Genomic DNA, 25,136 nt, shown 5'->3' with positions numbered 1-25,136 from the left:
GGTCAGCTATGGGCGAAGATGTCGATGTCTTCCCAGCCGGCGACGTCCAGCAGGGCGCGTTGCGGCAGGAAGTCGAAACAGGCGCGCGCCAGGCCGTCGCGGCCCTCGCGCGCCAGCATCTGGTCGAGGCGCTCACGCAGGGCGTGCAGGTGCAGGACGTCGGAAGCGGCGTAGGCGACCTGTTCCTCGCTGAGCTGGCCCTGGCCCCAGTCGGAACTCTGCTGGGCCTTGGAAAGGTCGATCCCGAGCAGCTCCTTGGTGACGTCCTTCAGGCCGTGGCGGTCGGTGTAGGTGCGAGCCAGCTTGGAGGCGATCTTGGTGCAGTAGACGGGCGCGGTCACCACCCCAAGGTGCAACCAGAACATGGCGATATCAAAGCGGCCGAAGTGGAACAGCTTCAGCACGGACGGGTCGGTGAGCAGCCGCTTCAGGTTGGGCGCGTCATAGGTCGCCCGGTCGAGCTGCACCAGATGGGCCTCGCCGTTCCCGGCGGAGAGCTGCACCACGCAGAGGGGATCGCGCCCCAGGCGCAGGCCCATGGTCTCCGAATCGATGGCCACGACGCTCGCGCCCGCCAGCGCGCCGGCCGGCAGGTCGCCCTGGTGCACGAAGGTGGCTGCCTTTTTCAAGAAGCGCTCCCGCCTATCAACCCCAACCCTCCATATAGAGAACCGGGGGGCGCCTGGGTAAGGGGCGCCGCAATCTCCACCTCAAACGGTGGCGCCCGGGAAGGGCGCATTCACCGAACGCGGTGGTGCCCAGGAAAGGACTCGAACCTTCACGGCCGTTAAGCCACTGGCACCTGAAGCCAGCGCGTCTACCAATTCCGCCACCTGGGCCCGATCCGTCGGATCGCGCGAGCCGGCTTCCTTAAAGCCCCGCCCTGCGGCGGTCAACGGCTGGAACGTGCGGCATTGGCGCCTCCATGAGAAATCGAGGCGCCGTCTTTTTTTACACCAAGGCCACCAAGGACACGAAGACCACGAAGAGGTCGGCGCCGACCTTGGATCGGCTGGCGCAGCTACGACGGTCAAACACCGCCGCGCGTCGCGCGCCTATCCAGACCGATCGTTCCGGCCTCCATCTGGTCTTCGCGGTCTTCGTGTCGCCTTGGTGCTCTTGGCGTCCTTGGTGGTTTGAAAGCGACCGCGCCGCCACCCCGAACTCGGCCTCGGAGTCCCCGCTGGATTGCAGCCGCGGGCGGCATCGTCTATCGGCATCCTCCATGCAGAACCTCGTCACCGTCTTCGGCGGATCCGGCTTCATCGGCGCCCAGACCGTGCGCCAACTCGCCAAGGCCGGCTGGCGGATCCGGGTCGCCGTGCGCAATCCAGCCAAGGCCTACGCCATGCGGTTGCACGGCGACGTGGGCCAGATCGACATCGTCCAGGCCAATGTCCGCAACCCGGCCTCGCTGCGCCGCGCGCTGGTGGGCGCGCAGGCCGCGGTGAACCTGGTGGCCGTGGCTCACGAGACCGGCCGCCAGGGCTTTACGGCCCTGCACGTGATGGGCGCGAAGAACGTCGCCGAGGCGGCGAGGGCCGAGGGCGTGACCCGCCTGGTCCACATGTCGGCCCTGGGCGCGGACGCGAACTCGGAGTCCAAGTACGCCCGCACCAAGGCCGAGGGCGAGGCCGCGGTCCGCGCGGTCTATCCGGACGCGGTGATCGCGCGGCCGTCGGTGGTGTTCGGACCGGAGGACGACTTCTTCAACCGCTTCGCCGCCATGGCGCAGATCAGCCCGGTGCTGCCGTTGGTGGGCGGCGGCCACACCCGCTTCCAGCCAGTGTTCGTGGGCGACGTGGGCAAGGCGCTGGCGACGATGGCGAGCGCTCCGGACGCGGCCGGCCGCACCTATGAGCTGGGCGGCCCGGCGACCTTCAGCTTCCGCGAGCTGATGGAGCTGATGCTGGCGGAGATCGGCAAGCGCCGCCTGCTGCTGCCGATCCCCTGGCCCGCGGCGCGACTGCTGGGCTCGCTGGGCGACCTGTCGCTGAGCCTGCTGGGCGACGGCCTGATCAAGCCGCCGGTCACCTCCGACCAGGTGACCCTGCTCAAGGTCGACAATGTGGTCAGCGGCGCCTTCCCGGGCCTCGTCGACCTCGGGATCACGCCCACGACCCTGGAAGCGGTGCTGCCGGACTACCTCTACCGCTACCGCAAGGGCGGCCAGTACGCCGACCAGGAAGAGCGCGAGCTGGCGGCGGTCTGACCCGCCGCGCCCGCTCGATTTCAGACGCCGCAACAACCTTCGTCATCCCGGACGGCCTGCAAGGCCGAGCCGGGACCCAGGGGCGACCGCACAGCCTGAACCTCCGGGTCCCGGCTCGGAGCCTGTCGTCGAGCCGACCTTCGTCGGACCCGGGGGCTTCGCTGCGGCCGGGACGACGGAATTGGGCAGAAACCGCCGTTGTTCCATCGACAGGAAGCTGGGCTATGCTCCGCGCCATGATCACGCGCCGCCTCCTGCCCCTTCTCGCCGTCCTCGCCCTCGCCGGCTGCTCCAAGCCCGCGCCCAAGGCCGAGGCGGACAAGCCGCTCATCTTCTCCATCGTCTCCACCGAGGCGGCGCAGACCCAGATGCAGGAATGGGGCCCGTTCCTGAAGGACATGGAGAAGGCCACGGGCCTCACCGTGAAGCCCTTTTTCGGCTCGAACTATTCGGCCCTGATCGAGGCCATGCGCTTCAAGCAGTCGGACCTGGGCTGGTTCACCAACCAGTCGGGGCTGGAGGCGGTGCGCCGGGCCGGCGGCGAGGTGTTCGCGCGAACCACCCACCCCAACGGCCACGACGGCTACCAGGGGGTGATCATCGTCAAGAAGGGCTCCGGGATCACGCTGGAGAAGCTGCTGAAGTGCGGCCAGGCGATGGAGTTCGGCATGGGCGATGCGAAATCGACCTCCGGAACCCTGGCGCCCAACACCTATCTGTTCGGCCCGCGCGGCATCGACCCGGCGAAGTGCTTCAAGACGGTGCGCTCGGCCAGCGCCGAGGCCAACCTCTACGCCGTGGCCAACGGCGTGCTGCCGGCGGCGACGGACAACACCCGCTCGATGGACCGGCTAGGGGCGATCGGCACCGACCAGTCGAAGAAGGCGCTGGACGCTCTGCAGGTGATCTGGACCTCGCCGACCATTCCGGAGGACCCGATGGTGTGGCGCGCCGACCTGGATCCCGCGGTGAAGAAGAAGATCGCCGACTTCATCTTCAGCTACGGCGTGGGCGACTCGGACGAGGCCAGGCGCCAGCGGGCGATCCTGGAACGCATCCAGACCGGGCCCTTCAAGCACGCCGACGACACCCACCTGCTGCCGGTGCGCGAAATGGAGGCGACGGGGATGCTGGTGCAGGCCAAGGCCAAGGGCGACACCGACGCCGCCGCCAAGGCCCAGGCGGCGCTGGATGAGGTTCACAAGGAGATGGCGGCGGCGCCGAAGTGATCCTTCTCCCCTTGTGGGAGAAGGGTTTTTAGTCCGAACTCAGCAGGAAGTGCCCGCGGAGTGCGGCGAAGGGCTGGGCGCGGTCCTCCTGCCAGGCTTCGACGTGCACGTTGGCGATGCGGCGGCCGACCTTGCGCAGGTCGGCGCGGGCGTAGGCGGTGAGCGCGCGGCCGGGCCGCAGGTACTCGATGGTGATGTCGATGGTCTTGTGCACCCGCGGCGACGGCTGGGCGACGGAAAGCTGGGCCAGCGCCGTCATCTCCAGGAAGGCGCCGATCACTCCGCCGTGCAGGGCCGGGATGAAGGTGTTGCCGATCAGGTGCGGGGCGAAGGGCAGGATGGCGGTCATCTCGTCGCCGGCCAGCTCGGCCTGCATGCCCAGGAAGCGCACATAGGGCACGCGCTGCAGGAAGGTCTCCAGTTGGGTCGCGGCGGCCTGGCTCATGAGGCTGGCGCCGGCGCTGGCCGGTTCAGCACGAAGGCCGCCTGGGCGGTGGCGATCAGGTCCGATTTGTCGGCGTCCCAGGCCTCGGCGCGCACGAAGCCGATGGTGCGGGTGAGCTTGTAGCAGTGGGCCTCGCAGGTGACGCCCGCCCGCGGCGCGGCGGCGCGCATGTAGTCGATGCGCAGGTCGAGCGTGGCGGTGGAGAACGGCTCGCTCCCGGCGGCGGCGGCCATGGCCAGGCCACAGGTGTGGTCGAGCAAGGTGGTCACCACCCCGCCGGCGATCACGCCGGTGTCGGGGTCCCCCACCAGGTCCTCGCGCCAGGGGACCTCGAGCGAGCCACGGGCGGGCGAGACGGACACGAAACGCATGCCGAGCGCGGCGGCCTGGGGCGTCACCTCCACCATGCGCTCGGCGATCTCGCGGAAGGCGGCGGGGACTTCGCTCATGGGGGAAGCCGGTAGGACCAGGGCGGCGGCCGGTCAATCGGGCTCTTGAGCGGAGCCTTGGGCCGCGCACTACATTGAAAGGCGATGATCCGGCCCCAGGACCTGCTCTGCCCGAGGCCCGAGGGGCTCTATTGCGCCCCCGGGGACTTCTACATCGACCCGGTGCGCCCCGTGGCGCGCGCGGTGATCACCCATGGCCACGCCGATCATGCGCGGGCGGGCCATGGAGCGGTGCTGGCGACGGCGGAAACCCTGGACATCATGGCGGAGCGCTACGGCCTGGAGTTCGCCGGCGCGACGCAGGGCGCGGCCTATGGCGAGGCGGTGCCGCGCGACGAGGTGACGGTGACGCTGGTCCCCGCGGGCCACGTGCTGGGCTCGGCCCAGGCGGTGGTGCGCTGGAAGGGCCTGACCATGGTGGTGAGCGGGGACTACAAGCGCCGGCGCGACCCCACCTGCCCGCCCTTCGAGCCGGTCCCCTGCGACGTGTTCATCTCCGAGGCGACCTTCGGCCTGCCGGTGTTCCGCCATCCGGACGACCGCGAGGAGATCGCGCGCCTGCTGCGCTCGGTGGCGCAGTTCCCGGAGCGGAGCCACCTGGTCGGGGCCTATGCGCTCGGCAAGGCACAGCGGATCATCCGCCTGCTGCGCGAGGCGGGATGGGACAGGCCCATCCATGTGCACGGCGCCCTGGAGCGGCTGAACGCGCTCTATGAGCGGCGCGGCATCGACCTGGGCCCGCTGGCGCCCGCCACGACGGGCAAGAAGCAGGACTTCGCAGGCCAGATCGTCATTGCTCCGCCCTCGGCGACCCAGGACCGCTGGAGCCGCCGGTTCCCCGATCCGGTGACCGCCTTCGCCTCCGGCTGGATGCAGGTCCGCGCCCGGGCCCGCCAGCGCGGCGTGGAGCTGCCCCTGGTGATCAGCGACCACGCCGACTGGGACGAGCTTACGTCGACTATCGACGAACTACGCCCGGGAGAGTTGTGGATCACCCACGGGCGGGAGGAGGCCCTGGCGAGGTGGGCGGACCTGCACGGCGTGCCAGCCCGGGCCCTGGCGCTGGTCGGGTATGAGGAGGAGGACGATGACTGATCGTCCCTGCCCACCGCAGCGCCCCCTCCACCACTTCGTGGTCCCCCTCCCCCGTTGCACGGGTGAGGTATCTGAGCCGATCGCCCTGAAACCTCCCCCGCTGGCGGGGGAGGGGGAGCCGAAGGGTGGAGGGGGCGCTGCGACCGCATGAGAGCCTTCGCCGAGCTCCTCGACCGGCTGTCGCTGACGGCGTCTCGCAACGCCAAGCTGACGCTGGTGCGCGACTATCTGCGGGAGACTCCGGACCCGGACCGGGGCTGGGCGCTGGCGGCGCTGACCGGGGACCTCTCCTTCGACGCGGCCAAGCCGGCGTTCATCCGCAAGGCGGTGGAAGAGCGGATGGACCCGCAGCTCTTCTGGTGGTCCTACGACTACGTCGGCGACCTGGCCGAGACCGTGGCCCTGGTCTGGCCGGCCAGGCCCGGCGCCAACCGCGAGCCGGAGCTGTCGGAGGTGGTCGATGCGCTCCGCGGGGCGACGCGGGCCGAGGTGCAGCGGCTGATCGAGGGCTGGCTGGACGCCCTGCAGCCCACCGGGCGCTGGGCGCTGCTGAAGCTGATGACCGGCGGCCTGCGTGTCGGGCTGACCGCGCGCCTGGCCAAGCGGGCGGCCGCCGACATGGGCGCCGAGCCCGTGCCGGCGGCGGAGATCGAGGAGCTGTGGCACGCGCTCCACCCGCCCTACGAGGACCTGTTCGCCTGGCTGGAGGGCCGGTCGGAGCGGCCGTCGTCGGAGAACCCGGGGCGTTTCCGTCCCGCGATGCTGGCCCAGGCGATCGACGAGGCCGTGGACTTCGCCAAGCTCGACCCCGCCGACTATGCGGCCGAGTGGAAGTGGGACGGCATCCGGGTGCAGGCGGTGAACGAGGGCGGGGTGCGCCGGCTCTACACGCGGACCGGCGACGACATCTCCAGGAGCTTTCCCGACGTGGTCGGCGCCCTTGAAGCCGAGGGCGTGATCGACGGCGAGCTCTTGGTCATGCGCGAGGGCAAGGTGGCCTCCTTCGCCGACCTGCAGCAGCGGCTCAACCGCAAGACCGTCGACGCCAAGGCCCTGGCCGCCTTCCCGGCCGCGATCCGCGCCTATGACCTGCTGTCCGAAGGCGCCGAGGACACGCGGCCCCTGCCCTTCGCCGAACGCCGCAAGCGCCTGGAGGCCTTCGTCGCCCGGGAGGCGAGCCCGCGCATCGACCTGTCGCCGGTGCAGCCCTTCGAGACCTGGGCGGAAATCGCCGCCCTGCGCGCCGATCCGCCGCCCGGCGATCCGCAGATCGCCGAGGGGCTGATGCTGAAGCGGTGGGACTCGATCTACGAGGCGGGCCGCCCGAAGGGGCCGTGGTTCAAGTGGAAGCGCGACCCGCTGCTGATCGACGCGGTCCTGATGTACGCCCAGCGCGGCCACGGCAAGCGGTCCAGCTTCTACTCCGACTACACCTTCGGGGTCTGGACCGAAGGCGAGGCCGGCCAGCGGATGCTGACCCCGGTCGGCAAGGCCTATTTCGGCTTCACCGACGAGGAGCTGAAGCAGATCGACAAATACGTCCGCGACCACACCCTCGAGCGGTTCGGGCCCGTGCGCTCGGTGCGCGCCGATCCGCACCACGGCCTGGTGTTCGAAGTGGCGTTCGAGGGGCTGCAGCGGTCCACGCGGCACAAGTCCGGGGTCGCCATGCGGTTTCCCCGGATCAACCGCATCCGCTGGGACAAGCCGCCGGGCGAGGCGGACGAGCTGGGGACCCTGGAGCGGATGCTGGAGCGGATGGAGGGGCGGTAGCGGCCTCTCCCTCTCTCGTTACGCGGGGGGAGAGGCGGGCGGCAGCAGCGCCTCGTCGCTGAGGAACTGGCGCAGGTCGCCGCCTTCGAACAGGACACCGCGGATCCCGGCCCGGAGCGCGGCCTCCAGGTCCGAAGGCTTGTCGCCGACCAGGAGCGAGGCGTCGCGGTCGACGGGCCACTCGGCCAGGGCCTGGAGGATCATGCCGGGGTTGGGCTTGCGCAGCGGCGGGTCGGGGTGGCGGTAGGCTTCGACGGGCGCCTCGGGATGGTGCGGGGCGTAGTAGAAGGCGTCGATGTGGGCGCCCACGGCGGCCAGGTCTTCCGCCATCCTGGCGTGCAGGGTCCGCACCGCGTCCTCGCTGTAGTAGCCGCGCCCGACGCCCGACTGGTTGGTCACCACGATCACCAGCCAGCCGGCCCGGTTGAACGCGGCGACCGCCTCGCGCGCGCCGGGGATCCAGCGGAAGTCCTCCCAGCGGTAGACGTAGCCCCGGTCCTCGTTCAGCACCCCGTCGCGGTCGAGGAACAGGGCGGGACGGAGCGGCAGGGCGGGCTTGGGTTCGGGCACGGGGCCACTATGGGGCGCGCCGTGTGGCCAGGCGATTTCAAAAAGCGCCGAAGGCTGCGGCATTCGACCCGCCGGCCGAAGCGGCCTAAAGAGCCGCCCGTGAGCAAGATCACCCCCGTCCTGATGTCCGGCGGCGCCGGCACCCGGCTTTGGCCCCTGTCGACCAAGGGCCGCCCCAAGCAGTTCCACGCCCTCGGGGGGACGCGGACGCTCATCCAGGAGACGGCGCTGCGCTTCACGACGGAGGCCTTCGCGCCGCCGATGGTGATCGGCAACGCGGCGCACGCCGATCTGACCCGGGCGCAGCTCGCCGAGGTCGGGGTGGCGGCGTCGATCCTGATCCTGGAACCGGAGGGCCGCCACACCGCGGCCGCCGCCTGCGTCTCGGCGCTCGCCGCCGTCGAAGCCGGGGCCGAGCTGATCCTGCTCTTGAGCGCCGACGCGCGGATCGCCGACCCCGCCGCCCTGCGCGCGGCGGTGGCCCTGGGCGCGCCGGCGGCGGAGGCGGGCGCGCTGGTGATCTTCGGCATCAAGCCCACCGGGCCGGAGACCGGCTACGGCTACATCCGCGCCGGGGCCGGAGACGGCCCGGTGCGCAGGGTCGCGGCCTTCGTGGAGAAGCCGGACCTCGCCACCGCGCAAACCTACGTCGCCGACCCGGCCTACAGTTGGAACGCCGGCATCTTCCTGTTCCGGCCCGAGCTCTTCCTCGCCGAGGCCGAGCGCACGGCGCCGGCGCTGGTCGCCGCGGCCCGCGCCGCCTTCGCCCAGGCCGCACGTGAGGGCGACGCCCTGCGCCTGGGCGAGGCGTTCCGCGCCGTTCCCTCGGTGGCCGTCGACGTCGCGGTCTTCGAGCGGACCGACAAGGCGGTGGTCGTCGGCGCCGATGTCGGCTGGAGCGACGTGGGCGCCTATGACGCCCTGTGGGCGGAAGGCGCGAAAACGCCATCCGGAGACGTGCTGCAGGGGCCGGTCCTGACGGCCGGCACGGCCAACAACCTGGCGATCTCCGACGGGCCGGTGGTGGTGCTGGCCGGGGTCGAAGACCTGGCGGTGGTGGTCGACAACGGCGTCGTGCTGGTGACGCGCCGCGATGCGCCGGGCGCGGTCCGGGCGGCGGTGGAGGCGGTGAAGAAAGCTGGGCGGGACGACCTGCTCTAAACCTCGTCGCGGAGAGTTCGGCGCGCCGCCTTCGCACTTGCGAACGCGCAGCGTTGCCCCGCGCCGACCCTGCCGTTAGGTTGCGCCCCTTTTTAAGCTCCCGCCTCCTCCAACCGTCCGGCCCGCCATGACCCTTGCCTTCGATGACATCCTTGCGGCCCGAGACCGGCTGCAGGGTCATATCGAGCGCACGCCGTGCCGCCGGTCGCGCACCCTGTCGGAGATCACCGGCGCCGAGGTGTGGGTGAAATTCGAGAACCTGCAGTTCACCGCCGCCTACAAGGAGCGGGGCGCGCTCAACAAGCTGCTGCAGCTCACCGAGGCGGAGAAGAAGCGCGGCGTGATCGCAGCCTCTGCCGGCAACCACAGCCAGGGCCTGGCCTATCACGCCGCGCGCCTGGGCATCCCGGTGACCATCGTCATGCCGCGGGCCACCCCCTTCGTGAAGGTGCAGCAGACCCGGGCCCACGGCGCCGAGGTGGTGATCGACGGCGAGGGCTATGACGAGGCCTCGGCCTTCGCCATGAGGCTGCGCGAGGAGCGCGATCTGGTGTTCGTCCACCCGTTCAACGACCTCGACGTCATGGCCGGCCAGGGCACGGTGGCGCTGGAGATGCTGGAGGACGCGCCGGACCTGGAGGTGCTGCCGATCCCGATCGGCGGCGGCGGGCTGATCGCCGGCATGGCGACGGCGGCCAAGCACGTGAAGCCGGACATCAAGGTCGTGGGCCTCGAGCCCGCCATGTACCCCTCGTTCACCGCCCGGATGCGCGGGATGAACGCGGGCGCGGCCTCGGGCGGGGCGACCATCGCCGAGGGGATCGCGGTCAAGCAGGTGGGCGACCTCAGCTATTCCATCGCCCGGCCCCTGGTCGACGAGGTGCTGCTGGTCGAGGAGCCCTTCTTCGAGCGCGCCATCGCCCTCTACTGCAACGTCGAGAAGACGGTGACCGAGGGCGCGGGCGCCGGGTCGCTGGCGGCGCTCCTGGCCTTCCCCGAGAAGTTCCGCGGCAAGCGCTGCGGCCTGGTGATCACCGGCGGCAACATCGACACGCGCCTGCTGGCCTCGGTGCTGACCCGCGAGCTGGTCCGCGAGCAGCGGATCGTCAGCCTACGGATCATCGGCGACGATCGGCCCGGCCTGCTGGGCACCGTCTCAGCGATCATCGGCCGGATGGGCGCCAACATCATCGAGGTGGCCCACAACCGCCTGGCCCTGGACGTGCCGGCCAAGGGCGCGGAGTTCGACATCCTGATCGAGACCCGCGACGCCCAGCACACCCAGGAAATCATGGACGCCCTGCGCGAGGCGGGCTACCCGCCCCGCGCGGTCTAGAGAGGTTTCGACCATATGATCCGTGTTCTGATGATTTCCGTCGCCGCCCTGTCGCTGGCCGCCTGCCAACCGAAGGTGAAGGCCGCCGCCACACCCGATCAGAGCGTCGCCTCGGCCCAGTTCCTGGCCAAGAACGCCAAGGAACCCGGCGTCGTCGTCCTGCCGGACGGCCTGCAGTACAGGATCGTCCACTCCGGCCCCGCCACCGGCGCCAAGCCTCACCTCAACGACGAGGTGAAGGTCAACTACGAGGGCAAGCTGATCGACGGCACGGTCTTCGATTCGTCCTACGAGCGCGGCCAGCCGGCCAGCATGCCGCTGAAGAACCTGGTCAAGGCGTGGCAGGAAGCCATCCAACTGATGCGCCCGGGCGACGAGTGGATCCTCTATGTCCCGCCGGAACTGGGCTACGGCTCCGAAGGCCAGGGCCCGATCCCCGGCAACGCGGCGCTGATCTTCCGCATCGAGCTGATCGATTCCCTGCCCGGTCCGGGGACTGTGGAGCAGGGGTAGGGGCCGCGCGGCGTCCCGGGGCGAGGCGGCGTACTCACAAGCCTAGGAGGCGGTCGGGTCATGGATGGAGGAGCCGTTCGCGACCAACCGGCAAACGGACTCTCGGGATGCCCGAGATGGGTGGGAAGCGGCCTCTGGACGCCGACCGCCAGACGCGGGAGGTCAGTCCTGGATTGGGGGCTTGGCAAGGTTAAGCGCCTGGAAGGTTGCGTCTAGATCGAGGTTGGGCCGGCGCAGCACCTCCTGGATCTTCGATGGATCCGAAACGCAGCCGCCGCGCTCGGCCCGCATCTCCGCCGTGTCGCGCTGCACCGCCTGCATTCGCGGCGGCGCACCGAGACGCTCAGCGTCCTTGATCATCAGCATCGCCGCCAGGTGCATCCGCGACTGGAGCTCGCGGGCCTGGCCGATGCGGCTGACGAACGCGTCGGCCTCGGCCGGCGTTACGTGATCCAGGGGGCGCGCGAGCGGCGCCAGGGCGGCAGCAACCTGGCGCAGCTGCAACAGGTCGTCCTTCAGCTCGCTGGCGAAGAAATAGGCGGCGCTGAAGTCGCTCGTCTCTTCTGGTGAGAAGTGGTCGGAAACCTGCAGCGATCGTGCGTTGAGCCAGGCGTCCGATTTGAACTCGAAGAGCGATGGACCGTAGGCGCGCGGCGGCGGCGAGAATACGCCGGTGCGCCGGGCCGCCCAGACGCTCTCGTTCAAGGCTTCGAGCTGATTGTCGATGCACGGCCCGCTGGCGAGCCACCCGAGCCCGCTACCGGCGTCCCCGGAGAGTTCGATCCTCAGCTGGGCGCGGGTTTCAGCCAGCTTCTGGGTCCAACGCACGTTTTCGGCAAGCTGCTCCGCGGCGAGCGCGGTCAGCACGCCGAGCACGATGATCCCGTACTCCTTCAGGAACTCGCGCCAGCCGTGCCACAGCTTGGGTTTGTGGATTTCCAACGCGCCGCCCCCCAACGATCAACCTTGACCACACCGTATGCGGACTCTCCGAAGCACCGCTAGGGGGTCGAACTCGGTCGTTGCCTCTATGTCCACTAGCGGCTCTTGATCGGACGTATGAGTCCGCGCCTAAGCCAGCGCATGGCGGGGAAGGGCGAGATGTCGTGGGTGTGGCCATCTCCTAGATGCCACCCCGCCTTAGTTCTCATGGATGATGCGAGCTTGGCGTTCCGGGCAAGTCAAGGCGCGGCCCTTGGCCGCCCGCGTCGCGGTGCGCCTTTGGCGCGGCCTTGAGTTGCCCGGAACGCCAAGCAAACTGGCCGCCATGAGATTTAAGCCGCAGTTCGCGACGCGGCCCTACAGCGCCCGCTTCATTCCGATGTGGCTGCTGACAAATCCGAGCCGCTCATAGAACCGATGCGCATCGGTCCGGCTCGCGTGGCTCAGCAGCTCCATCTGCCGGCAGCCGCGGGCCCGCGCCTCGTCCATGGCCCACTGCATCAGGATCTCGCCGAGGCCCTGGCCGCGGAGGCTGGAGGCGATGCGGACCGCCGAGACCAGGGCCAGCTCCGCGCCCTGGTTGGAGAGCCCGGCGATGAAGCTGAGCTGCAGCGTGCCCACGGCGCGGCCCTCGGCGTCCTCGGCGACCGCCAGCAGGGCGCGCGGGTTGGCGGCGATCCTGTCGAAGGCTTCGAGGTAGGCGGGAGCCGGCGGGTCGGAGACCACCTCGCGGCCCGCGCCCAGGCCGTCGTCGGCCAGCAGGGCCACGATGGCGGCGACATCCTCGCGGCGGGCGGGCCGGACGGTGATCTTTGGGGCGGTCGCCATGGCCCGTCGTAGCACAGGCGCAGATTCCTTTGAGGCCTCGCGGGCGTGGGTCTATGGCTCTTGGCCATGAGCTTCTCCGGCCCCGACCGCGACATCCTCGAGACCCTGATCGGGTTCGACACCACCTCCCGCCGCTCGAACCTCGAGCTGATCGAGTGGGTGGAGGCCTATCTCGACCGGCACGGCGTGCCGCACCGCCGCGTGCTGAACGGGGACGGGACCAAGTCCAACCTGCTGGCCACGGTCGGCCCCAACATCGAGGGCGGCGCCGTGCTGTCGGGCCACACCGACGTGGTGCCGGTGGACGGCCAGCCCTGGAGCACCGACCCCTGGACCGTGGTGGAGCGCGACGGGCGGCTCTATGGCCGCGGGACCTGCGACATGAAGGGCTTCCTGGCGCTGGCGCTGGGCGCGGTGCCCGGCCTGGTCGCGGCGAACCCGCGCCGGCCCGTGCACCTGGCCTTCTCCTACGACGAGGAGATCGGCTGCCTGGGGGCGCCGTCGATGATCGAGGTGATCGGGCGCGAGCTGCCTCGGCCCGCCTTCGTGGTGGTCGGCGAGCCCACCGACATGGTGGCGGTGAACGGCCACAAGGGCATCGCCAACTTCAAGGTCACCGTCACCGGCCGCGAGGCGCACTCCAGCCAGACCCAGCAGGGGGTCTCGGCGATCATGGAGGCGGTGAAGCTGATGGCCTCGCTGACCGAGCTTTCCGAGCGGCTGGAGCGGGACGCCGACCCCGCCTCGCCCTTCACGCCCAAATGGCCGACGCTGACCATCGGCCTGGTGAATGGCGGCACGGCCGGCAACATCCTGGCGCGGGAGTGCAAGTTCATCTTCGACCTGCGCGCGCCGCCGACGCTGGATCCCCTGGCGGTGCTGGCGCCCTTCGCCGCGCAGGTAAGGGCGATGGACGCGGCGCTGAAGGCCCGCGCGCCGGAGGCCGGCGCGGCGATGGAGATGCTCTCCAACGTGCCGGGCTTCGCGCCCGAGCCGGACGGGGCGGCGGAGAGCTTCGCCCGGCGGCTGGCCGGCGACAACGGGCCGCCCCGGGCGGTCTCCTTCGCCACCGAGGCCGGGCAGTTCCAGCGGGCGGGCCTCTCCACCGTGCTCTGCGGCCCGGGCTCCATCGCCCAGGCCCACCAGCCGGACGAATATGTCGAGGTCTCTCAGATGGAGCGCGGCCAGGCCTTCATGCGCCGGCTCACGGAATGGGCGTCCTCTCCCCCCGCGTAGCGGAGGGGGAGAGGGTAGGGAGAGGGCGGCTCTGGCTCTCTGCCGTCGAGGCGGTGGCCCAGGGGCCATTGACCAGCCACCTTGCCGGAAAGACCACGGAACCCTCCTCTCCCTACCCTCTCCCTCTCTTCGCTGCGCTTGGGGGAGAGGGGAGGGGCTGGATGAAGGCGCGGCGCAGGAGGAGGTCGAGCGGGTTCCAGGTCATGGCGCGGGCGATCGCCCAGGAACCGACCTTGCGGGTCGCCTGAGCCTCGCGGCGGGCCTCCAGCGCCACGCCGATGTGGCGGACGCCGGCGGCCAGGCCCTTGATCGGCGTGACCACCTCGCCGCGCGTGGCGTGGCGGGCGAACAGCACCGCGGTCGCCAGGACATGCAGCGGCAGGGTCAGCCAGAACAGCACCGGCGGGGTGTCCTTCACGAAGACCCAGAAGCGGTTGCGGGTGCCGTGGAAGACCGCGAAGTCCGAGCGCCGCCCGCCGGTCGAGGCCGAGCCGACATGGCGCACCACGGCGTCGGGGACCAGCAGGGTCGGCTCGCCGATCAGCCGCAGGCGATAGCCCAGGTCGACGTCCTCGCAGTAGCAGAACAGCCGCTCGTCGAAGCCGCCGAGGCTCAGGAACAGCTCGCGGTCGATCATCATCGCCCCGCCGCAGGCCGAGAACACCCAGCCGGGCCCGATGGGGCCTGGGTCCTTGTGGGTGTAGCCGCCGCGGAACGGATAGCCGGCCAGGGCCATGACGTCGCCCAGGCCGTCGAGCCGCGTGGGGTCCTCGGCCATGAGCTGGCGGGAGGTGAAGCAGCGGACGGCGGGGTTGGCCTTGGTCGCCGCGACCAGCCGCTCCAGCCAGGCCGGATCGGCATAGGCGTCGGGATTGAGGAGGGCGAGCCAGCGGCCGGTCGCGGCCGTCGCCCCCTGGTTCACCGCCGCGGCGAAGCCCAGGTTCTCGGCATTCTCGATCAGGCGCAGGCCGGGGTCGGCCGCCGCCGCGGCCTGGGCCGTGCGGTCGCTGGAGGCGTTGTCGACCAGGATCACCTCATAGCGGGCGAAGGTCTGGGCGCGCAGCGCCGCCAGGCACTCCGCCAGGGTCGGGCCGCTCTCGTAGACGACGATGAGGACGCTGACCTCTGGGCTGACCGCGGGCGCCACGGCCTTCGAGGGCTTGCCATTCGCCGCGGCGCGCGCCATCCGAAAGGTAACTCCCACGTTTCCGAGCCGACATGACGACGATCACGCCCCTGGCCCTCGCCGAGGTCCTGCTTATCACGCCCAAGCGCCATGGCGATGCGCGCGGCTGGTTCGCCGAGACCTGGAGCCGCAAGGCGATGCTGGCCGCCGGCGTCGACACGGTTTTCGTGCAGGACAACCAGGCCTTCAACGCCAGGAAGGGCACGGTGCGCGGCCTGCACTTCCAGAAGGCGCCGCACGCCCAGGGCAAGCTGGTGCGGGTGCTGAAAGGCGCGATCTTCGACGTGGCGGTGGATGTGCGCCCCGGTTCGGCCACCTACGGCCGGTGGGTGGGCGCGACCCTCACCGCCGAGGCGGGCGAGCAGATCTGGGTGCCGCGCGGCTTCGCCCACGGCTACATGACCCTCGCCGACGACACCGAGCTTTTCTACAAGGTCGACGGCGACTACGCGCCTCAGCTCGAGGGCGGCCTGATCTGGAACGACCCCGACATCGGCGTCGCCTGGCCGCTGGATGTGGAGCCGGTGCTGTCGGAGAAGGACAAGGTCCTGCCGCGGCTGAAGGACATGCCGGCGGCGGACTTTTAGCCCCAAAATCCCGCTCATCCCCGCGCAGCGTACCTCAACATAAAACGCCTGGGTCCCCGCTTCCGCGGGGACGAGCGGAGTGGGGTGTCGACCACTCCGCCAGGACATCGGCATCTGCCTCATGGCTTGCGCGCCGAAGTCGTTGGAAGTCCTTCAAGCTCACCAGCCGCCCCAGCGCCCACACCGCCGCCCCGCGGACCAGAGGCGAGGGATCGCCCAGCAATCGCTCCGCCGCCCCCGCCAGCGCCGGGTCGCCGGAGTTGCCGACGGCGTACAGCACGTTCCGCACGAACCGATCGCGGCCGATGCGTTTGACGGGGCTCTTGGCGAAGAGGGCGCGGAATTGGGCGTCGTCGAGGCGGGCGAGGTCGGCGAGGGACGGCGAGCGCAGGGCCTCGCGGGCGGCAAGCTTCTGTTCGGCGGCGACGGCGGCGAACTTGTTCCAGGGGCAGACGGCCAGGCAGTCGTCGCAGCCGTAGATGCGGTTTCCCAGGCTTGCGCGGAACTCGCGCGGGATCGGCCCCTTCAGCTCGATGGTCAGGTAGGAGATGCAGCGGCGCGCATCGAGCTGGTAGGGCGCGGGGAACGCCCTGGTGGGGCAGATGTCGAGGCAGGCCTGGCAGGAGCCGCAGTGGTCCGCCTCGGCGGCGTCGGGCGCGAGATCCAAGGTCGTCAAGATCGAGCCCAGGAACAGCCAGGAGCCGAACTCGCGGCTCACCAGATTGGTGTGCTTGCCCTGCCAGCCGAGGCCCGCCTGCTCGGCCAGCGGCTTTTCCAGAAGGGGCGCGGTGTCGACGAACACCTTCAGCTCGCCGCCGAACCGGACCTGCAGCCAGCGGGCCAGCGCCTTCAGGCGGGCCTTGACCAGTTCGTGGTAGTCGTCGCCCTGGGCGTAGACGCTGATCGCGCCCTTGCCGGTCTCGGCCAGCACGGCCAGCGGGTCGCGGTCGGGGCCGTAGTTGACGCCCACCACGATGGCCGAGCGGGCCTCGCCCCACATGGCGCGCGGATGGGATCGGCGCTCCCGCGTGTCGGCCAGCCAGTCCATCTCGCCATGGCGGCCGGCCTCGACGAACTCGCCCAGCCGGGCCGAGGCCGGCCAGGGCGTGGTGACCGCGGTGAAGCGGCAGGCGTCGAAGCCGAGCCCAAGAGCTTCGGCGCGGATCAGGTCTTCGGGGGCGTCAGAAATCGAGGTCGTCATAGTGCCTGGCGGGCGTCAGACCCGGCCAGCGGTCGGCCAGCAGTGGCCTGAAACAGGGCCGGGACTTCAGCTTCATGTACCAGGTCTTCACGGCGGGAAAGTCCGCCCAGGGCATGTCGCCGCAATAGTCGATCACCGACAGGTGGGCGGCGGCCGCGAAATCGGCCAGCGACAGGCGGCGGCCGGCCAGCCACTCGCGCTCCTGCAGCAGCTTGTCGATGTAGAACAGGTGGACGCGCAGGCCGTCGCGGCCCTGGCGCAGGTTGGCGAGGTCCGGCGCGCCCAGGCCCAGCAGCCGCTTTTCCATCTTCTCGTGCAGGATGTAGCCGCCGGCCTCGTACTCGAACTTGCGGTCGAACCAGGTGAGCAGGCGCCGCGCCTCGGCGCGCTCGGCGGCGTCGCGGCCGAGCAGCGGCGGCTCGGGCACGGTCTCCTCCAGATGGTCGAGGATGGCGCGCGCCTCGCACAGCACCAGATGGCGGCCGAGGTCGGTGTCGGTCTCCTCCAGGACCGGGATCATGCCCGACGGGTTCAGCGCCGTCAGCTCCTTCGGCCGCTCCCAGTAGCGGACCTGCACGTCGGTGAAGGGCAGCCGCTTTTCGCCCAGCACCAGGCGCACCTGGCGCGAGGCGGGATCCAGCGGGAAGTGATGCAGAATGCGTTCGAGGCTCATGTCCGGCTAACGCGAAGCGGGGCCACTTCGATCTGAGGCGAATCGTTGGCCCCAATGGACGCCGGACCCCTTAAGGGGCCGTTTACTACGCTTTTGAAACCTGGGCCTCGGCGAAGGCCCCGCCGTGCGGTTCGGCGCGGCCGCGCGGGTCGGCGTGGATGATGATGTCCGCCGCGGGGAAGGCGTCCAGCACCCGGTTTTCCGCGGCGACGATGACGTGGTGGGCGGCTTCCAGGGTCAGCTCGGGGTCCAGGTCCACGTGCATCTGGATGTGGACGTAGGGGCCGGCGGCGCGGGTGCGCAACTGGTGGACGTCGGTCAGGCGGCGGTCCTCGGTCATCAGCTCGACGATGCGGGCGCGCACCTCGTCGGGCAGTTCGTGGTCCATCAGTTGGCCCGAGGCCTCGCGGAACACCCCCACCGCGCCCCAGAGCAGCAGGGCCGCGATGGCCAGCGCTGCGGTCGCGTCGAGCCAGACGATCCCCAGCCAGGCGGTGGCGGCGATGCCGATCAGGGCGATCACGTTGGAGGCGAGGTCCGCGGCGTAGTGGGCGCGGTCGCCCGACACCGCCACCGAGGAGGTCTGCCTCAGCACCCGGCCCTGGGCGACGATCAGCAGGGCGGTCAGCACGATGGAGGCGCCCATCACCGCGAGCGCCCAGGCGCCCTGCTGGATGGGCTTCGGCGCCATCAGGTCGACGATCGCCTGCTGGGCGATGAGCGCGGCGGAGGCGAACACCAGGCCCGCCTGCAGCAGGCTCGCGAACCCCTCGGCCTTGCCGTGGCCGTAGCGATGCTCGGCGTCGGGCGGGGTCACCGCGAACCGGACCGCATAGAAGGTGGTCAGGGACGCCAGGAGGTCGAGGCCGGAATCGGCGGTGGAGGCCAGGAGCGCCAGCGACCCCGAGGCCAGCCAGGCGGCGACCTTGATCGCCACCAGCACCGCCGCCGTCGCCACCGAATAGAGCGTCACGCGCCGGGTCAGGGCGGCGGTCTGCTGCGCGGTCAGGCCATGGACGTCGGTCATGCCGGCGAATCTAGTGGCGCCGCCCCTGCAAGCCAGCGCGAACGACTCTCAATGCGCCTCATCCCTCCTCTTTAGGGGAGGGATGGCGCGATTACGCCGCCACTCTCGGCATTGGCCCCACATAGCGCGACTGGGGCCGGATCAGGCGGCCGCCGGCGAGCTGTTCGCGGGCGTGGGCGATCCAGCCGGAAACGCGGCCTGTGGCGAAGACGCAGGTGAAGGCCGAGGGCGGATAGGCCAGGGCCTCCAACAGGAGGGCGGTGTAGAACTCCACATTGGTCTGCAGCGACCGGTCGGGCTTGCGCGCCTTGAGGATCGCCAGCGCCGCGCTCTCCACCGCTTCGGCGAAGGCCAGGCGGCCGGGCATGGCGTTGGAGCCCTCGGTCAGCTTGCGCACCGCGGCCTTCAGCGCGTCGGCCCGCGGGTCGCGGACCCGGTAGACCCGGTGGCCGAAGCCCATCAGGCGGTCGCCGCGGTCCAGCGCCTCCTCGATCCAGGCGCGGGCATTCTCCGGCCGGCCGATGGCGTCCAGCATGTCGATGATCGGGCCCGGCGCGCCGCCGTGCAGCGGACCCTTCAAGGCGCTGATCCCGCCCAGCACCGCCGAGGTCAGGCCCGCGCGGGTGGAGGCGATGACCCGGGCGGCGAAGGTCGAGGCGTTGAGGCCATGGTCGCTGACCGTGACCAGATAGGTGTCGAGCGCGTCCACCTCGGCGCGGGTCGCGGGCTTGCCGCGCAGCATCCGCAGGGTGTCGGCGGCGTGGCCGAGCGCCAGGTCGGGCCTGACCGGCGCCTCGCCCGCCTGGGCGCGCACCACCGCGGCGGTGAACACCGCCGGCGCGGCCACCAGGCGCAGAGCCACCTTCAGGTCGTCGCCGTCGGCCAGCCGCGCGGTCAGAGCGCGCATGCCCTCGATCGGCGTGCGGTCCAGGAGGCCGGTGTCGAGGGCCGAAACCTCGGCGAACACCTCCAGCCGCGCCGCGGCCAGGGCCGGCGTGAGGTCGGCCGGCAGATTGTCGAAGAAGCCGTCCCAGAGCAGGTGCGTGACCTCCTCATAGGTCGTGCGCCCCGCCAGCTCGTCCAGCGAACGGCCGCGGATGATCAGGCGCCCCGCCTGGCCGTCGACCTCCGACAGCACCGTGTCCGCCGCGACCACGCCTTCCAATCCATCCGACATGGGAAACCCTCCAGATCCGACTTGCCGTCATTCCCGCTTGTTCGCGGGACAGAAATGCCTTCAAACTGGCATCGTCAATCTTGATCAATATAATCAACCTATGGCCGCCGCAGCCGACTGGATCGCCGCCGAGGAAGCCCGGGACCGCCTGGGGGTGCGCCCGCAGACGCTCTACGCCTATGTGAGCCGCGGCCGGGTGCAGGTGCGCGCCGACCCGCGCGATCCGCGCCGCAGCCTCTACCGCGCCGCCGACATCGCCGCGCTCGCCCAGCGCAAGTCGCGCAGCCGCAAGGTCTCGGAAGTCGCGGCCGGCGCCATCGCCTGGGGTGAGCCAGTGCTGGCTTCTGAGATCACCACAGTTTCCGGCGGACGGCTGTTCTATCGCGGCCGCGACGCCATCCGCCTGTCCGACACCGAGACCCTGGAGTCGGTGGCCCGGCTGCTGCGCGGCGGCCACGGGGCGGCGCTGAAGCGCACGGAACGTCCGGAGCCTCCGAAGCATCCCGATATGCGCACGCGGGCCTATCTGGCGCTGGCGCTGCGGGCCGGCGCCGACCCGCCGGCGCGGGGCCGTCACCCCCTGGTCCTGGCGGTGGAGGCCGCGACCCTGCTGGACGTGCTGACCGACGCGGTGGCGGGCGAGGCCTGGGGCGGGGCGATCCACAACCGCCTGGCCCTGGCCTGGGGCGTCGGCCCCGGCGGCCCGGGCGCGGACCTGATCCGGCGCATCCTGGTGCTGGTGGCCGACCACGAGCTGAACGCCTCGGCCTTCGCAGCCCGGGTGGCGGCCTCGACGGGGGCTTCGCTATCGGCCTCGGCCCTGGCGGGGCTGGCGACGCTGTCCGGCCCGCGCCACGGCGGGGCGACGGCGGCGGTGCGCACCTTCGCCGCCGAGGCCGCCCGGCTCGGCCCGCGCCAGGCCATCGCCAACCGGCTGGTGGAGGACCGCCTGCTGCCGGGGTTCGGCCACATGCTCTATCCGGACGACGACCCCCGCGCCGCCGCCCTGCTGGAGCGCTTCACCCCGCCGCCGGACCTCAAGGCGTTGCAGCAGGCGGTGAAGGCGGTCACGGGCCTGGCGCCCAACGTCGACTTCACCCTGGTGGCCGGCTGCGAGGCGTTGAAGCTGCCGGCGGACGCGCCCTACGCCCTGTTCGCCGTGGCCCGCTGCGCCGGCTGGATCGCGCACGCCATCGAGCAGGGGCAGGCCGACACCCTGATCCGCCCGCGGGCCAGGTACGTGGGGCCCGAGCCGGAAATGCTCTGACCCATCCCTCCTCTTTAGGGGAGGGTGGCCGAGGCGAAGCCGAGATCGGGTGGGGGTGTGTGGGCCAGGCTGAGAGTCTGCTGCTTGAACGCGGCTCCCCCACCCTGGCCGCTGCGCGGCCTGTCCCTCCCCTAAAGAGGAGGGATTACGCCTCGTAAAACTCCTTCCGCGCCGCCAGGAGAGCGCGGACCAGCGCCTTCTCGCCTTCGTCGATGAACGGGTTCCAGATGTCGAAGATCAGGATGACGCGCAGTTCGTCGGCGTCGTTCCAGGCCTCGTGCTCGATGGTGTCGTCGAACACCCAGGCCTCGCCCATCTTCCATTCGCGGGTCTCATTGCCCACCCGGAACCGCGCCGGACCGGGCAGGATCAGCGGCAGGTGGCAGAGCAGGCGCACATTGGTCGAGCCGGTGTGCGGCGGAATGTGGGTCTTCGCGTCGAGGGCCGAGAACATGGCGGTCGGCGCATAGCCCGGCTGGTCGGAGAGCGGCAGGGCCTCCAGCAGCGCCGTGGTCTTCGGGCAGAGCCGGCAGGCGTCGGCCTGGCGCTCGCCGTCGCGCCACAGGTGCAGCGAACTCCAGCGCGGCGAGTGGTTCAACTCGCCCCACTGGTTGACCGGGACGCCCTTCGGATAGGCGATATAGGGGGCGAAGTCGCCCCTGGCGGCCTCCAGGGCGCCTTCCAGCTCGCCGCGGATAAGCTCGGTGGCGGCCTCCAGCTCGGCGAACCAGGGGAACAGGGCGCGGTCGTAGAACGGGATGGCCGGCAGCCGCGGATAATGCAGCAGCAGCGGCTCCTGGCTGTAGACCTTGGTGCGGCCGGAAAAAATGCCGAGGCTCTCGTCGAAGCGCCGGCGCGTGGCGTCGGACACCTCCGCCTTCACCGCGTCGGTGCGGGCCTTCAGGTGCGCCTCGAGCGCCTCGCGCGTGCGGGCCACCACCTCTCGGGCGCGCGCCGTAGGGGCGCGCAGCGGCGGCGGCAGCTCGTCGTCCGGCGGGGCGATGGTGAGCGCGTTCTTGTAGATCGCCGCGGCCGCGCGCTCGCCGCCGGTGCGCTCGATGAGCGCCCCCTTCGACAGCAGGGCCACGAAGTCATAGGGGTCGAGGCTGAGCGCCTCGTCGAGCGCCGAAAGCGCGCCCGGCAGGTCGCCCAGGGCGCGGCAGACCATGGCGCGCTGCATCTTCAGCGCCTTGTCGGCGGGCGCCGCGCGCTCGGCCTCCCGGAGCAGGGCCAGGGCGCCCTGCCGGTCGCCCCGTTGCAGCGCCGCCTGCACCGCGGCGCTCATGTCCGATGGGCGGCTGTCCGCCGAAGTCATGCCACAAATCCCCAAGACGCTGGCCTGCGGATGGATATACACCGCCAGGGTGGGCTGCGAGGGCAGAAAGGCGGTAAACGCCTTGTTCACTCTCGTTCCGCATTCCTAAACGGAAGCGTCGGGGGAGCGTCATGGCGGACTGGATCTACGCGATCATCCTTGGGATCGTGGAAGGCCTCACGGAGTTCATCCCGGTCTCCTCGACGGGCATGCTGCTGCTGACCAAGAAGGCGCTCGGCCTGCCGGACGGCTTCTGGGACACCTTCACCGTGCTGATCCAGCTCGGCGCCATCCTGGCGGTCGTGGTGCTCTACTTCGGGCGGCTGTGGAGCGTGGTGATCCGCCTGCCCTATGACGCGCGGGCCCAGAAGTTCGCGCTCAGCGTCATCGTGGCCTTCATTCCCGCGGCGATCGCGGGCCTCCTGCTGCACGACATCATCAAGCAGGTGCTGTTCGAGAGTGAGAAGATGATCTGCATCGCCCTGATCCTGGGCGGCATCGTGCTGCTGCTGATCGACCGGTTCGCGCCCTATCCGACCCGCCAGGACCCCTTGGCCCTGCCGCTCGGCACCTCGCTGATCATCGGCCTCTTCCAGTGCCTGGCCCTGATGCCCGGCGTCTCGCGCTCGGGCGCCACCATCGTCGGCTCCATGCTGATGGGGGTCGAGAAGCGCGCGGCGGCCGAGTTCTCCTTCTTCCTGGCCATACCGGTGATGGCCGGCGCCTTCGTGGTCGACGGCTGGAAAAGCCGCCACGACATCATGAACGCCGGACACGCCGGCCTGATCGCCGTCGGCTTCGTGGTCTCGTTCCTGGTGGCGTTGGGGGTCATCCGGGCCATGCTGACCATCGTCACCCGCCGCGGCTACGCCCCGTTCGGCTGGCTCAGGATCGCCATCGGCGGCATCGGCCTGGCGCTGCTGATGGTTCGCTAGTTAGCGCGCCGAATTCCGTTCCTGCGGCCAGCCCCCGTCAAAACTCCGCTTGAGCCCTGCGCCTGCGGGCGCTACCGCCAGCCCCCATGGCGTCCCACCCCACATTGCATGGCCTCTCCGCCCAGGCGCGCGAGGCCAAGAGCTGGCCGTTCGAGCAGGCGCGCCTGCTTCTCCAGCGCATCGTCCGCCTGCGGCTGAGCGGCGCCGAGCGCGACCTGGCGGCGGCGCTGTTCGCGCAAGGCAAGTTCGCGGAAGCCGCGGCGACCCTGCCGGCGCTGACCCGGCCGGTGATCTTCCAGTGCGGCTACGGCGCCTCGGGCCTGCCGCACATGGGCACCTTCGGCGAGGCGGCGAGGCCGACCATGGTGCGCAATGCCTTCCGCGCCCTGACCGAGGACGCGATCCCGACCCAGCTCATCGTCTACTCCGACGACATGGACGGCTTCCGCAAGATCCCCGACAACGTACCCAACAAGGCGATGCTGGAGGAGGACCGCGACAAGCCGGTGACCTCCGTGCGCGACCCGTTCGGCGAGTACGAGAGCTTCGGGGCGCACAACAACGCGCGCCTGCGCGCCTTCCTCGACGGCTTCGGCTTCGACTACACCTTCATGTCGTCGACGGAGACCTACAGGTCCGGCCGCCTGGACGAGATGCTGCTGCGCATCCTGGAGCGGTTCGACGCCGTCCAGGCGATCATGCTGCCGACGCTTGGCGAGGAGCGGCGCGCCACCTATTCGCCCTTCCTGCCGATCAGCCCGAAGTCGGGCCGCGTGCTGCAGGCCGCCACGCTCAGCCGCGACGTCGCCAAGGGCACGATCACCTACGAGGACGAGGACGGGACGATCACCGAGACGCCGGTCACTGGCGGCCATGTGAAGCTGCAATGGCGGCCGGACTGGGCGGCGCGCTGGGTGGCGCTGGGCGTCGACTTCGAGGCCTCGGGCAAGGACCTGGTGGATAGCGTCCGGGTGTCCAACAAGATCGTCAGGGCGCTCGGCGGCGAGCCGCCGGAGGCCTTCCACTTCGAACTGTTCATGGACGAGAACAACCAGAAGATCTCCAAGTCCAAGGGCAACGGCCTCAGCATGGAGGAGTGGCTGCGCTACGGCACGCCGGAGAGCCTCGCCTACTACATGTACCAGTCGCCGAAGTCGGCGAAGCGGCTCTACTTCGACGTCATCCCCAAGGCGACGGACGAGTACCTCCAGCAGCTCGACGCCTTCAACCGCGCGCGGGCTGACGGCGCCAATGCGCCGGCCATCGACAACCCGGCCTGGCATGTCCACCGCGGCGCCCCGCCGGAGCGCGGCTCGCCGGTGAGCTTCTCGTTGCTTCTGAACCTGGTCTCGGCGGCCGACGCCTCGACCAAGGACATCCTGTGGGCCTTCGTCGAGCGCTATATCCCCGGCGCCACCCCGGCCAGCGAGCCGGTGCTGGACCAGCTCGCCGGCTATGCGATCAACTACTACGAGGACTTCGTGAAGCCCGCGAAGAAGTTCCGCGCGCCCACCGACCAGGAACGCGCGGCCATGGTGGCGCTGGTGGAAAAGCTGAAGGCCCTGCCCGCGGGCGCCGACGCCGAAGCGATCCAGAACGAGGTCTTCGAGGTCGGCAAGGAGGCCGGCTTCGAGCCCCTGCGCGCCTGGTTCTCGGCCCTCTACGAGGTGCTGCTGGGCCAAAGCCAGGGCCCGAGGTTCGGGTCCTTCGTCGCGATCTTCGGCGTGGAGCGGACCGTGGCGCTGATCGAGCGAGCGCTGGCGGGGGAACTGGTCGCGGCCTGACTTCGCATCCGCCTCCTCTCCCCCCGCGAAGCGGAGAGGGAGAGGCCGGGAGAGGGCGGCGCAAGCGTCGGACCCTGCTGAATTTCGATCCACGGGCCGTCGAACAGCCATCGGCGCATGCACGTCGCGCGGCGCCGCCCTCTCCCGACCTCTCCCTCTCGGGCTCCGCCCGGGGGAGAGGAGTTCGATGAGCGA

The 25,136-nt window shown here is 70.6% G+C and carries 24 protein-coding genes and 1 tRNA gene; 12 read left to right on the top strand and 13 right to left on the bottom strand.

The features are described from left to right. Window positions 1-2 precede the first annotated feature (2 nt). Together VNW53_RS13355 and VNW53_RS13350 are read right to left on the bottom strand one after the other, a co-directional pair. Window positions 3-629 (bottom strand): ribonuclease D, encoded by a 627-nt coding sequence (locus tag VNW53_RS13355; RefSeq protein ID WP_325556163.1) that lies wholly within the window; start codon window positions 627-629, stop codon window positions 3-5. Between the two features lie 123 nt (window positions 630-752). Further along, a tRNA-Leu gene (locus tag VNW53_RS13350) sits at window positions 753-839 on the bottom strand. Between the two features lie 386 nt (window positions 840-1,225). Here VNW53_RS13350 and VNW53_RS13345 point away from each other — a divergent pair. Together VNW53_RS13345 and phnD are read left to right on the top strand one after the other, a co-directional pair. Then, on the top strand, window positions 1,226-2,212 hold the full coding sequence (locus VNW53_RS13345) for a complex I NDUFA9 subunit family protein (RefSeq protein ID WP_325556162.1): 987 nt from the start codon (window positions 1,226-1,228) through the stop codon (window positions 2,210-2,212). Window positions 2,213-2,436: 224 nt separating this feature from the next. Next, complete coding sequence (phnD, locus tag VNW53_RS13340; RefSeq protein WP_325556161.1) at window positions 2,437-3,441, top strand: phosphate/phosphite/phosphonate ABC transporter substrate-binding protein; 1,005 nt, start codon at window positions 2,437-2,439, stop codon at window positions 3,439-3,441. A 28-nt stretch (window positions 3,442-3,469) separates the two neighbouring features. Here phnD and VNW53_RS13335 read toward each other — a convergent pair whose 3' ends face one another. Then, window positions 3,470-3,886: a PaaI family thioesterase gene (locus VNW53_RS13335; RefSeq protein ID WP_325556160.1), complete on the bottom strand. Its 417-nt coding sequence runs from the start codon at window positions 3,884-3,886 to the stop codon at window positions 3,470-3,472. After that, the gene (locus VNW53_RS13330; RefSeq protein WP_325556159.1) at window positions 3,883-4,335 is read right to left on the bottom strand and encodes a PaaI family thioesterase; all 453 of its coding nucleotides are present in this window, start codon (window positions 4,333-4,335) and stop codon (window positions 3,883-3,885) included. The genes VNW53_RS13335 and VNW53_RS13330 overlap by 4 nt, the downstream gene beginning before the upstream one ends. 84 nt (window positions 4,336-4,419) lie before the next feature. Here VNW53_RS13330 and VNW53_RS13325 point away from each other — a divergent pair, with 84 nt between their 5' ends. Both VNW53_RS13325 and VNW53_RS13320 read left to right on the top strand, forming a co-directional pair. Further along, window positions 4,420-5,430 carry a ligase-associated DNA damage response exonuclease gene (locus VNW53_RS13325; RefSeq protein WP_325556158.1) on the top strand — a complete coding sequence of 337 codons (1,011 nt, stop codon included), beginning with the start codon at window positions 4,420-4,422 and terminating at the stop codon, window positions 5,428-5,430. Window positions 5,431-5,577: 147 nt separating this feature from the next. Continuing rightward, window positions 5,578-7,203 (top strand): cisplatin damage response ATP-dependent DNA ligase, encoded by a 1,626-nt coding sequence (locus tag VNW53_RS13320; protein WP_325556157.1) that lies wholly within the window; start codon window positions 5,578-5,580, stop codon window positions 7,201-7,203. 18 nt (window positions 7,204-7,221) lie between these two features. Here the strand turns inward: VNW53_RS13320 and VNW53_RS13315 are convergent, their stop codons facing one another. Beyond that, window positions 7,222-7,773: an HAD family hydrolase gene (locus VNW53_RS13315; protein ID WP_325556156.1), complete on the bottom strand. Its 552-nt coding sequence runs from the start codon at window positions 7,771-7,773 to the stop codon at window positions 7,222-7,224. Between the two features lie 99 nt (window positions 7,774-7,872). On the opposite strand from VNW53_RS13315, the gene VNW53_RS13310 reads away from it, so the two are divergent. From VNW53_RS13310 to VNW53_RS13300, 3 genes are all read left to right on the top strand, one after another. After that, the gene (locus VNW53_RS13310) at window positions 7,873-8,934 is read left to right on the top strand and encodes a mannose-1-phosphate guanylyltransferase (RefSeq protein ID WP_325556155.1); all 1,062 of its coding nucleotides are present in this window, start codon (window positions 7,873-7,875) and stop codon (window positions 8,932-8,934) included. A 127-nt stretch (window positions 8,935-9,061) separates the two neighbouring features. Beyond that, window positions 9,062-10,270, top strand: coding sequence for a threonine ammonia-lyase (locus VNW53_RS13305; RefSeq protein WP_325556154.1), 1,209 nt, complete (start codon window positions 9,062-9,064; stop codon window positions 10,268-10,270). A 15-nt stretch (window positions 10,271-10,285) separates the two neighbouring features. Further along, window positions 10,286-10,783, top strand: a complete 498-nt coding sequence (locus VNW53_RS13300) for an FKBP-type peptidyl-prolyl cis-trans isomerase (protein ID WP_325556153.1) — start codon at window positions 10,286-10,288, stop codon at window positions 10,781-10,783. A 162-nt stretch (window positions 10,784-10,945) separates the two neighbouring features. Here the strand turns inward: VNW53_RS13300 and VNW53_RS13295 are convergent, their stop codons facing one another. Further along, complete coding sequence (locus tag VNW53_RS13295) at window positions 10,946-11,725, bottom strand: hypothetical protein (protein ID WP_325556152.1); 780 nt, start codon at window positions 11,723-11,725, stop codon at window positions 10,946-10,948. A gap of 357 nt (window positions 11,726-12,082) precedes the next feature. Then, window positions 12,083-12,553: a GNAT family N-acetyltransferase gene (locus VNW53_RS13290; protein ID WP_325556151.1), complete on the bottom strand. Its 471-nt coding sequence runs from the start codon at window positions 12,551-12,553 to the stop codon at window positions 12,083-12,085. A gap of 66 nt (window positions 12,554-12,619) precedes the next feature. Here VNW53_RS13290 and argE point away from each other — a divergent pair, with 66 nt between their 5' ends. Next, window positions 12,620-13,789 carry an acetylornithine deacetylase gene (gene argE, locus VNW53_RS13285; protein WP_325556150.1) on the top strand — a complete coding sequence of 390 codons (1,170 nt, stop codon included), beginning with the start codon at window positions 12,620-12,622 and terminating at the stop codon, window positions 13,787-13,789. A gap of 112 nt (window positions 13,790-13,901) precedes the next feature. Here argE and VNW53_RS13280 read toward each other — a convergent pair whose 3' ends face one another. Next, entirely contained in the window at window positions 13,902-14,975 is a 1,074-nt protein-coding gene (locus tag VNW53_RS13280) for a glycosyltransferase family 2 protein (protein WP_325556149.1), read from the bottom strand. Between the two features lie 32 nt (window positions 14,976-15,007). Between VNW53_RS13280 and rfbC the strand changes: the two genes are divergently transcribed. Further along, the gene (rfbC, locus tag VNW53_RS13275; RefSeq protein ID WP_325556148.1) at window positions 15,008-15,562 is read left to right on the top strand and encodes a dTDP-4-dehydrorhamnose 3,5-epimerase; all 555 of its coding nucleotides are present in this window, start codon (window positions 15,008-15,010) and stop codon (window positions 15,560-15,562) included. Between the two features lie 34 nt (window positions 15,563-15,596). Here rfbC and queG read toward each other — a convergent pair whose 3' ends face one another. The 4 genes from queG to VNW53_RS13255 form a co-directional block, all read right to left on the bottom strand. Then, on the bottom strand, window positions 15,597-16,763 hold the full coding sequence (queG, locus tag VNW53_RS13270; RefSeq protein WP_325556147.1) for a tRNA epoxyqueuosine(34) reductase QueG: 1,167 nt from the start codon (window positions 16,761-16,763) through the stop codon (window positions 15,597-15,599). Further along, window positions 16,744-17,436, bottom strand: coding sequence for a glutathione S-transferase family protein (locus VNW53_RS13265; protein WP_325556146.1), 693 nt, complete (start codon window positions 17,434-17,436; stop codon window positions 16,744-16,746). Before VNW53_RS13265 ends, queG begins: the two co-directional genes overlap by 20 nt. Before the next feature lie 85 nt (window positions 17,437-17,521). Next, on the bottom strand, window positions 17,522-18,463 hold the full coding sequence (locus tag VNW53_RS13260; protein ID WP_325556145.1) for a cation diffusion facilitator family transporter: 942 nt from the start codon (window positions 18,461-18,463) through the stop codon (window positions 17,522-17,524). A gap of 91 nt (window positions 18,464-18,554) precedes the next feature. Next, window positions 18,555-19,640: a citrate synthase/methylcitrate synthase gene (locus tag VNW53_RS13255; protein ID WP_325556144.1), complete on the bottom strand. Its 1,086-nt coding sequence runs from the start codon at window positions 19,638-19,640 to the stop codon at window positions 18,555-18,557. Between the two features lie 100 nt (window positions 19,641-19,740). On the opposite strand from VNW53_RS13255, the gene VNW53_RS13250 reads away from it, so the two are divergent. Beyond that, window positions 19,741-20,907: a citrate synthase gene (locus VNW53_RS13250; RefSeq protein WP_325556143.1), complete on the top strand. Its 1,167-nt coding sequence runs from the start codon at window positions 19,741-19,743 to the stop codon at window positions 20,905-20,907. A 145-nt stretch (window positions 20,908-21,052) separates the two neighbouring features. Here VNW53_RS13250 and VNW53_RS13245 read toward each other — a convergent pair whose 3' ends face one another. After that, window positions 21,053-22,222 carry an aspartyl/asparaginyl beta-hydroxylase domain-containing protein gene (locus tag VNW53_RS13245; protein WP_325556142.1) on the bottom strand — a complete coding sequence of 390 codons (1,170 nt, stop codon included), beginning with the start codon at window positions 22,220-22,222 and terminating at the stop codon, window positions 21,053-21,055. A 131-nt stretch (window positions 22,223-22,353) separates the two neighbouring features. On the opposite strand from VNW53_RS13245, the gene VNW53_RS13240 reads away from it, so the two are divergent. Continuing rightward, a complete protein-coding gene (locus tag VNW53_RS13240; RefSeq protein WP_325556141.1) occupies window positions 22,354-23,157 on the top strand; it encodes an undecaprenyl-diphosphate phosphatase in 804 nt (267 codons plus the stop codon). 86 nt (window positions 23,158-23,243) lie between these two features. After that, entirely contained in the window at window positions 23,244-24,941 is a 1,698-nt protein-coding gene (locus tag VNW53_RS13235) for a lysine--tRNA ligase (RefSeq protein WP_325556140.1), read from the top strand. Window positions 24,942-25,136: the final 195 nt, after the last annotated feature.

It is taken from the genome of Phenylobacterium sp. (assembly GCF_035569475.1).
Lineage (GTDB): Bacteria > Pseudomonadota > Alphaproteobacteria > Caulobacterales > Caulobacteraceae > Phenylobacterium.
The sequence above is the reverse complement of the archived record's forward strand: the minus strand, read 5'-3'. Positions and strand labels throughout refer to the sequence as shown.

Excerpts from the sequence above, each read along its gene's own strand:
- VNW53_RS13345 (WP_325556162.1), top strand. The coding sequence starts at position 1,226 with ATGCAGAACCTCGTCACCGTCTTCGGCGGATCCGGCTTCATCGGCGCC.
- phnD (WP_325556161.1), top strand. The coding sequence starts at position 2,437 with ATGCTCCGCGCCATGATCACGCGCCGCCTCCTGCCCCTTCTCGCCGTC.
- VNW53_RS13335 (WP_325556160.1), bottom strand. The coding sequence starts at position 3,886 with ATGAGCCAGGCCGCCGCGACCCAACTGGAGACCTTCCTGCAGCGCGTG.
- VNW53_RS13330 (WP_325556159.1), bottom strand. The coding sequence starts at position 4,335 with ATGAGCGAAGTCCCCGCCGCCTTCCGCGAGATCGCCGAGCGCATGGTG.
- VNW53_RS13325 (WP_325556158.1), top strand. The coding sequence starts at position 4,420 with ATGATCCGGCCCCAGGACCTGCTCTGCCCGAGGCCCGAGGGGCTCTAT.
- VNW53_RS13320 (WP_325556157.1), top strand. The coding sequence starts at position 5,578 with ATGAGAGCCTTCGCCGAGCTCCTCGACCGGCTGTCGCTGACGGCGTCT.
- VNW53_RS13305 (WP_325556154.1), top strand. The coding sequence starts at position 9,062 with ATGACCCTTGCCTTCGATGACATCCTTGCGGCCCGAGACCGGCTGCAG.
- VNW53_RS13300 (WP_325556153.1), top strand. The coding sequence starts at position 10,286 with ATGATCCGTGTTCTGATGATTTCCGTCGCCGCCCTGTCGCTGGCCGCC.
- VNW53_RS13290 (WP_325556151.1), bottom strand. The coding sequence starts at position 12,553 with ATGGCGACCGCCCCAAAGATCACCGTCCGGCCCGCCCGCCGCGAGGAT.
- argE (WP_325556150.1), top strand. The coding sequence starts at position 12,620 with ATGAGCTTCTCCGGCCCCGACCGCGACATCCTCGAGACCCTGATCGGG.
- VNW53_RS13280 (WP_325556149.1), bottom strand. The coding sequence starts at position 14,975 with ATGGCGCGCGCCGCGGCGAATGGCAAGCCCTCGAAGGCCGTGGCGCCC.
- rfbC (WP_325556148.1), top strand. The coding sequence starts at position 15,008 with ATGACGACGATCACGCCCCTGGCCCTCGCCGAGGTCCTGCTTATCACG.
- queG (WP_325556147.1), bottom strand. The coding sequence starts at position 16,763 with ATGACGACCTCGATTTCTGACGCCCCCGAAGACCTGATCCGCGCCGAA.
- VNW53_RS13265 (WP_325556146.1), bottom strand. The coding sequence starts at position 17,436 with ATGAGCCTCGAACGCATTCTGCATCACTTCCCGCTGGATCCCGCCTCG.
- VNW53_RS13260 (WP_325556145.1), bottom strand. The coding sequence starts at position 18,463 with ATGACCGACGTCCATGGCCTGACCGCGCAGCAGACCGCCGCCCTGACC.
- VNW53_RS13255 (WP_325556144.1), bottom strand. The coding sequence starts at position 19,640 with ATGTCGGATGGATTGGAAGGCGTGGTCGCGGCGGACACGGTGCTGTCG.
- VNW53_RS13250 (WP_325556143.1), top strand. The coding sequence starts at position 19,741 with ATGGCCGCCGCAGCCGACTGGATCGCCGCCGAGGAAGCCCGGGACCGC.
- VNW53_RS13245 (WP_325556142.1), bottom strand. The coding sequence starts at position 22,222 with ATGACTTCGGCGGACAGCCGCCCATCGGACATGAGCGCCGCGGTGCAG.
- VNW53_RS13240 (WP_325556141.1), top strand. The coding sequence starts at position 22,354 with ATGGCGGACTGGATCTACGCGATCATCCTTGGGATCGTGGAAGGCCTC.
- VNW53_RS13235 (WP_325556140.1), top strand. The coding sequence starts at position 23,244 with ATGGCGTCCCACCCCACATTGCATGGCCTCTCCGCCCAGGCGCGCGAG.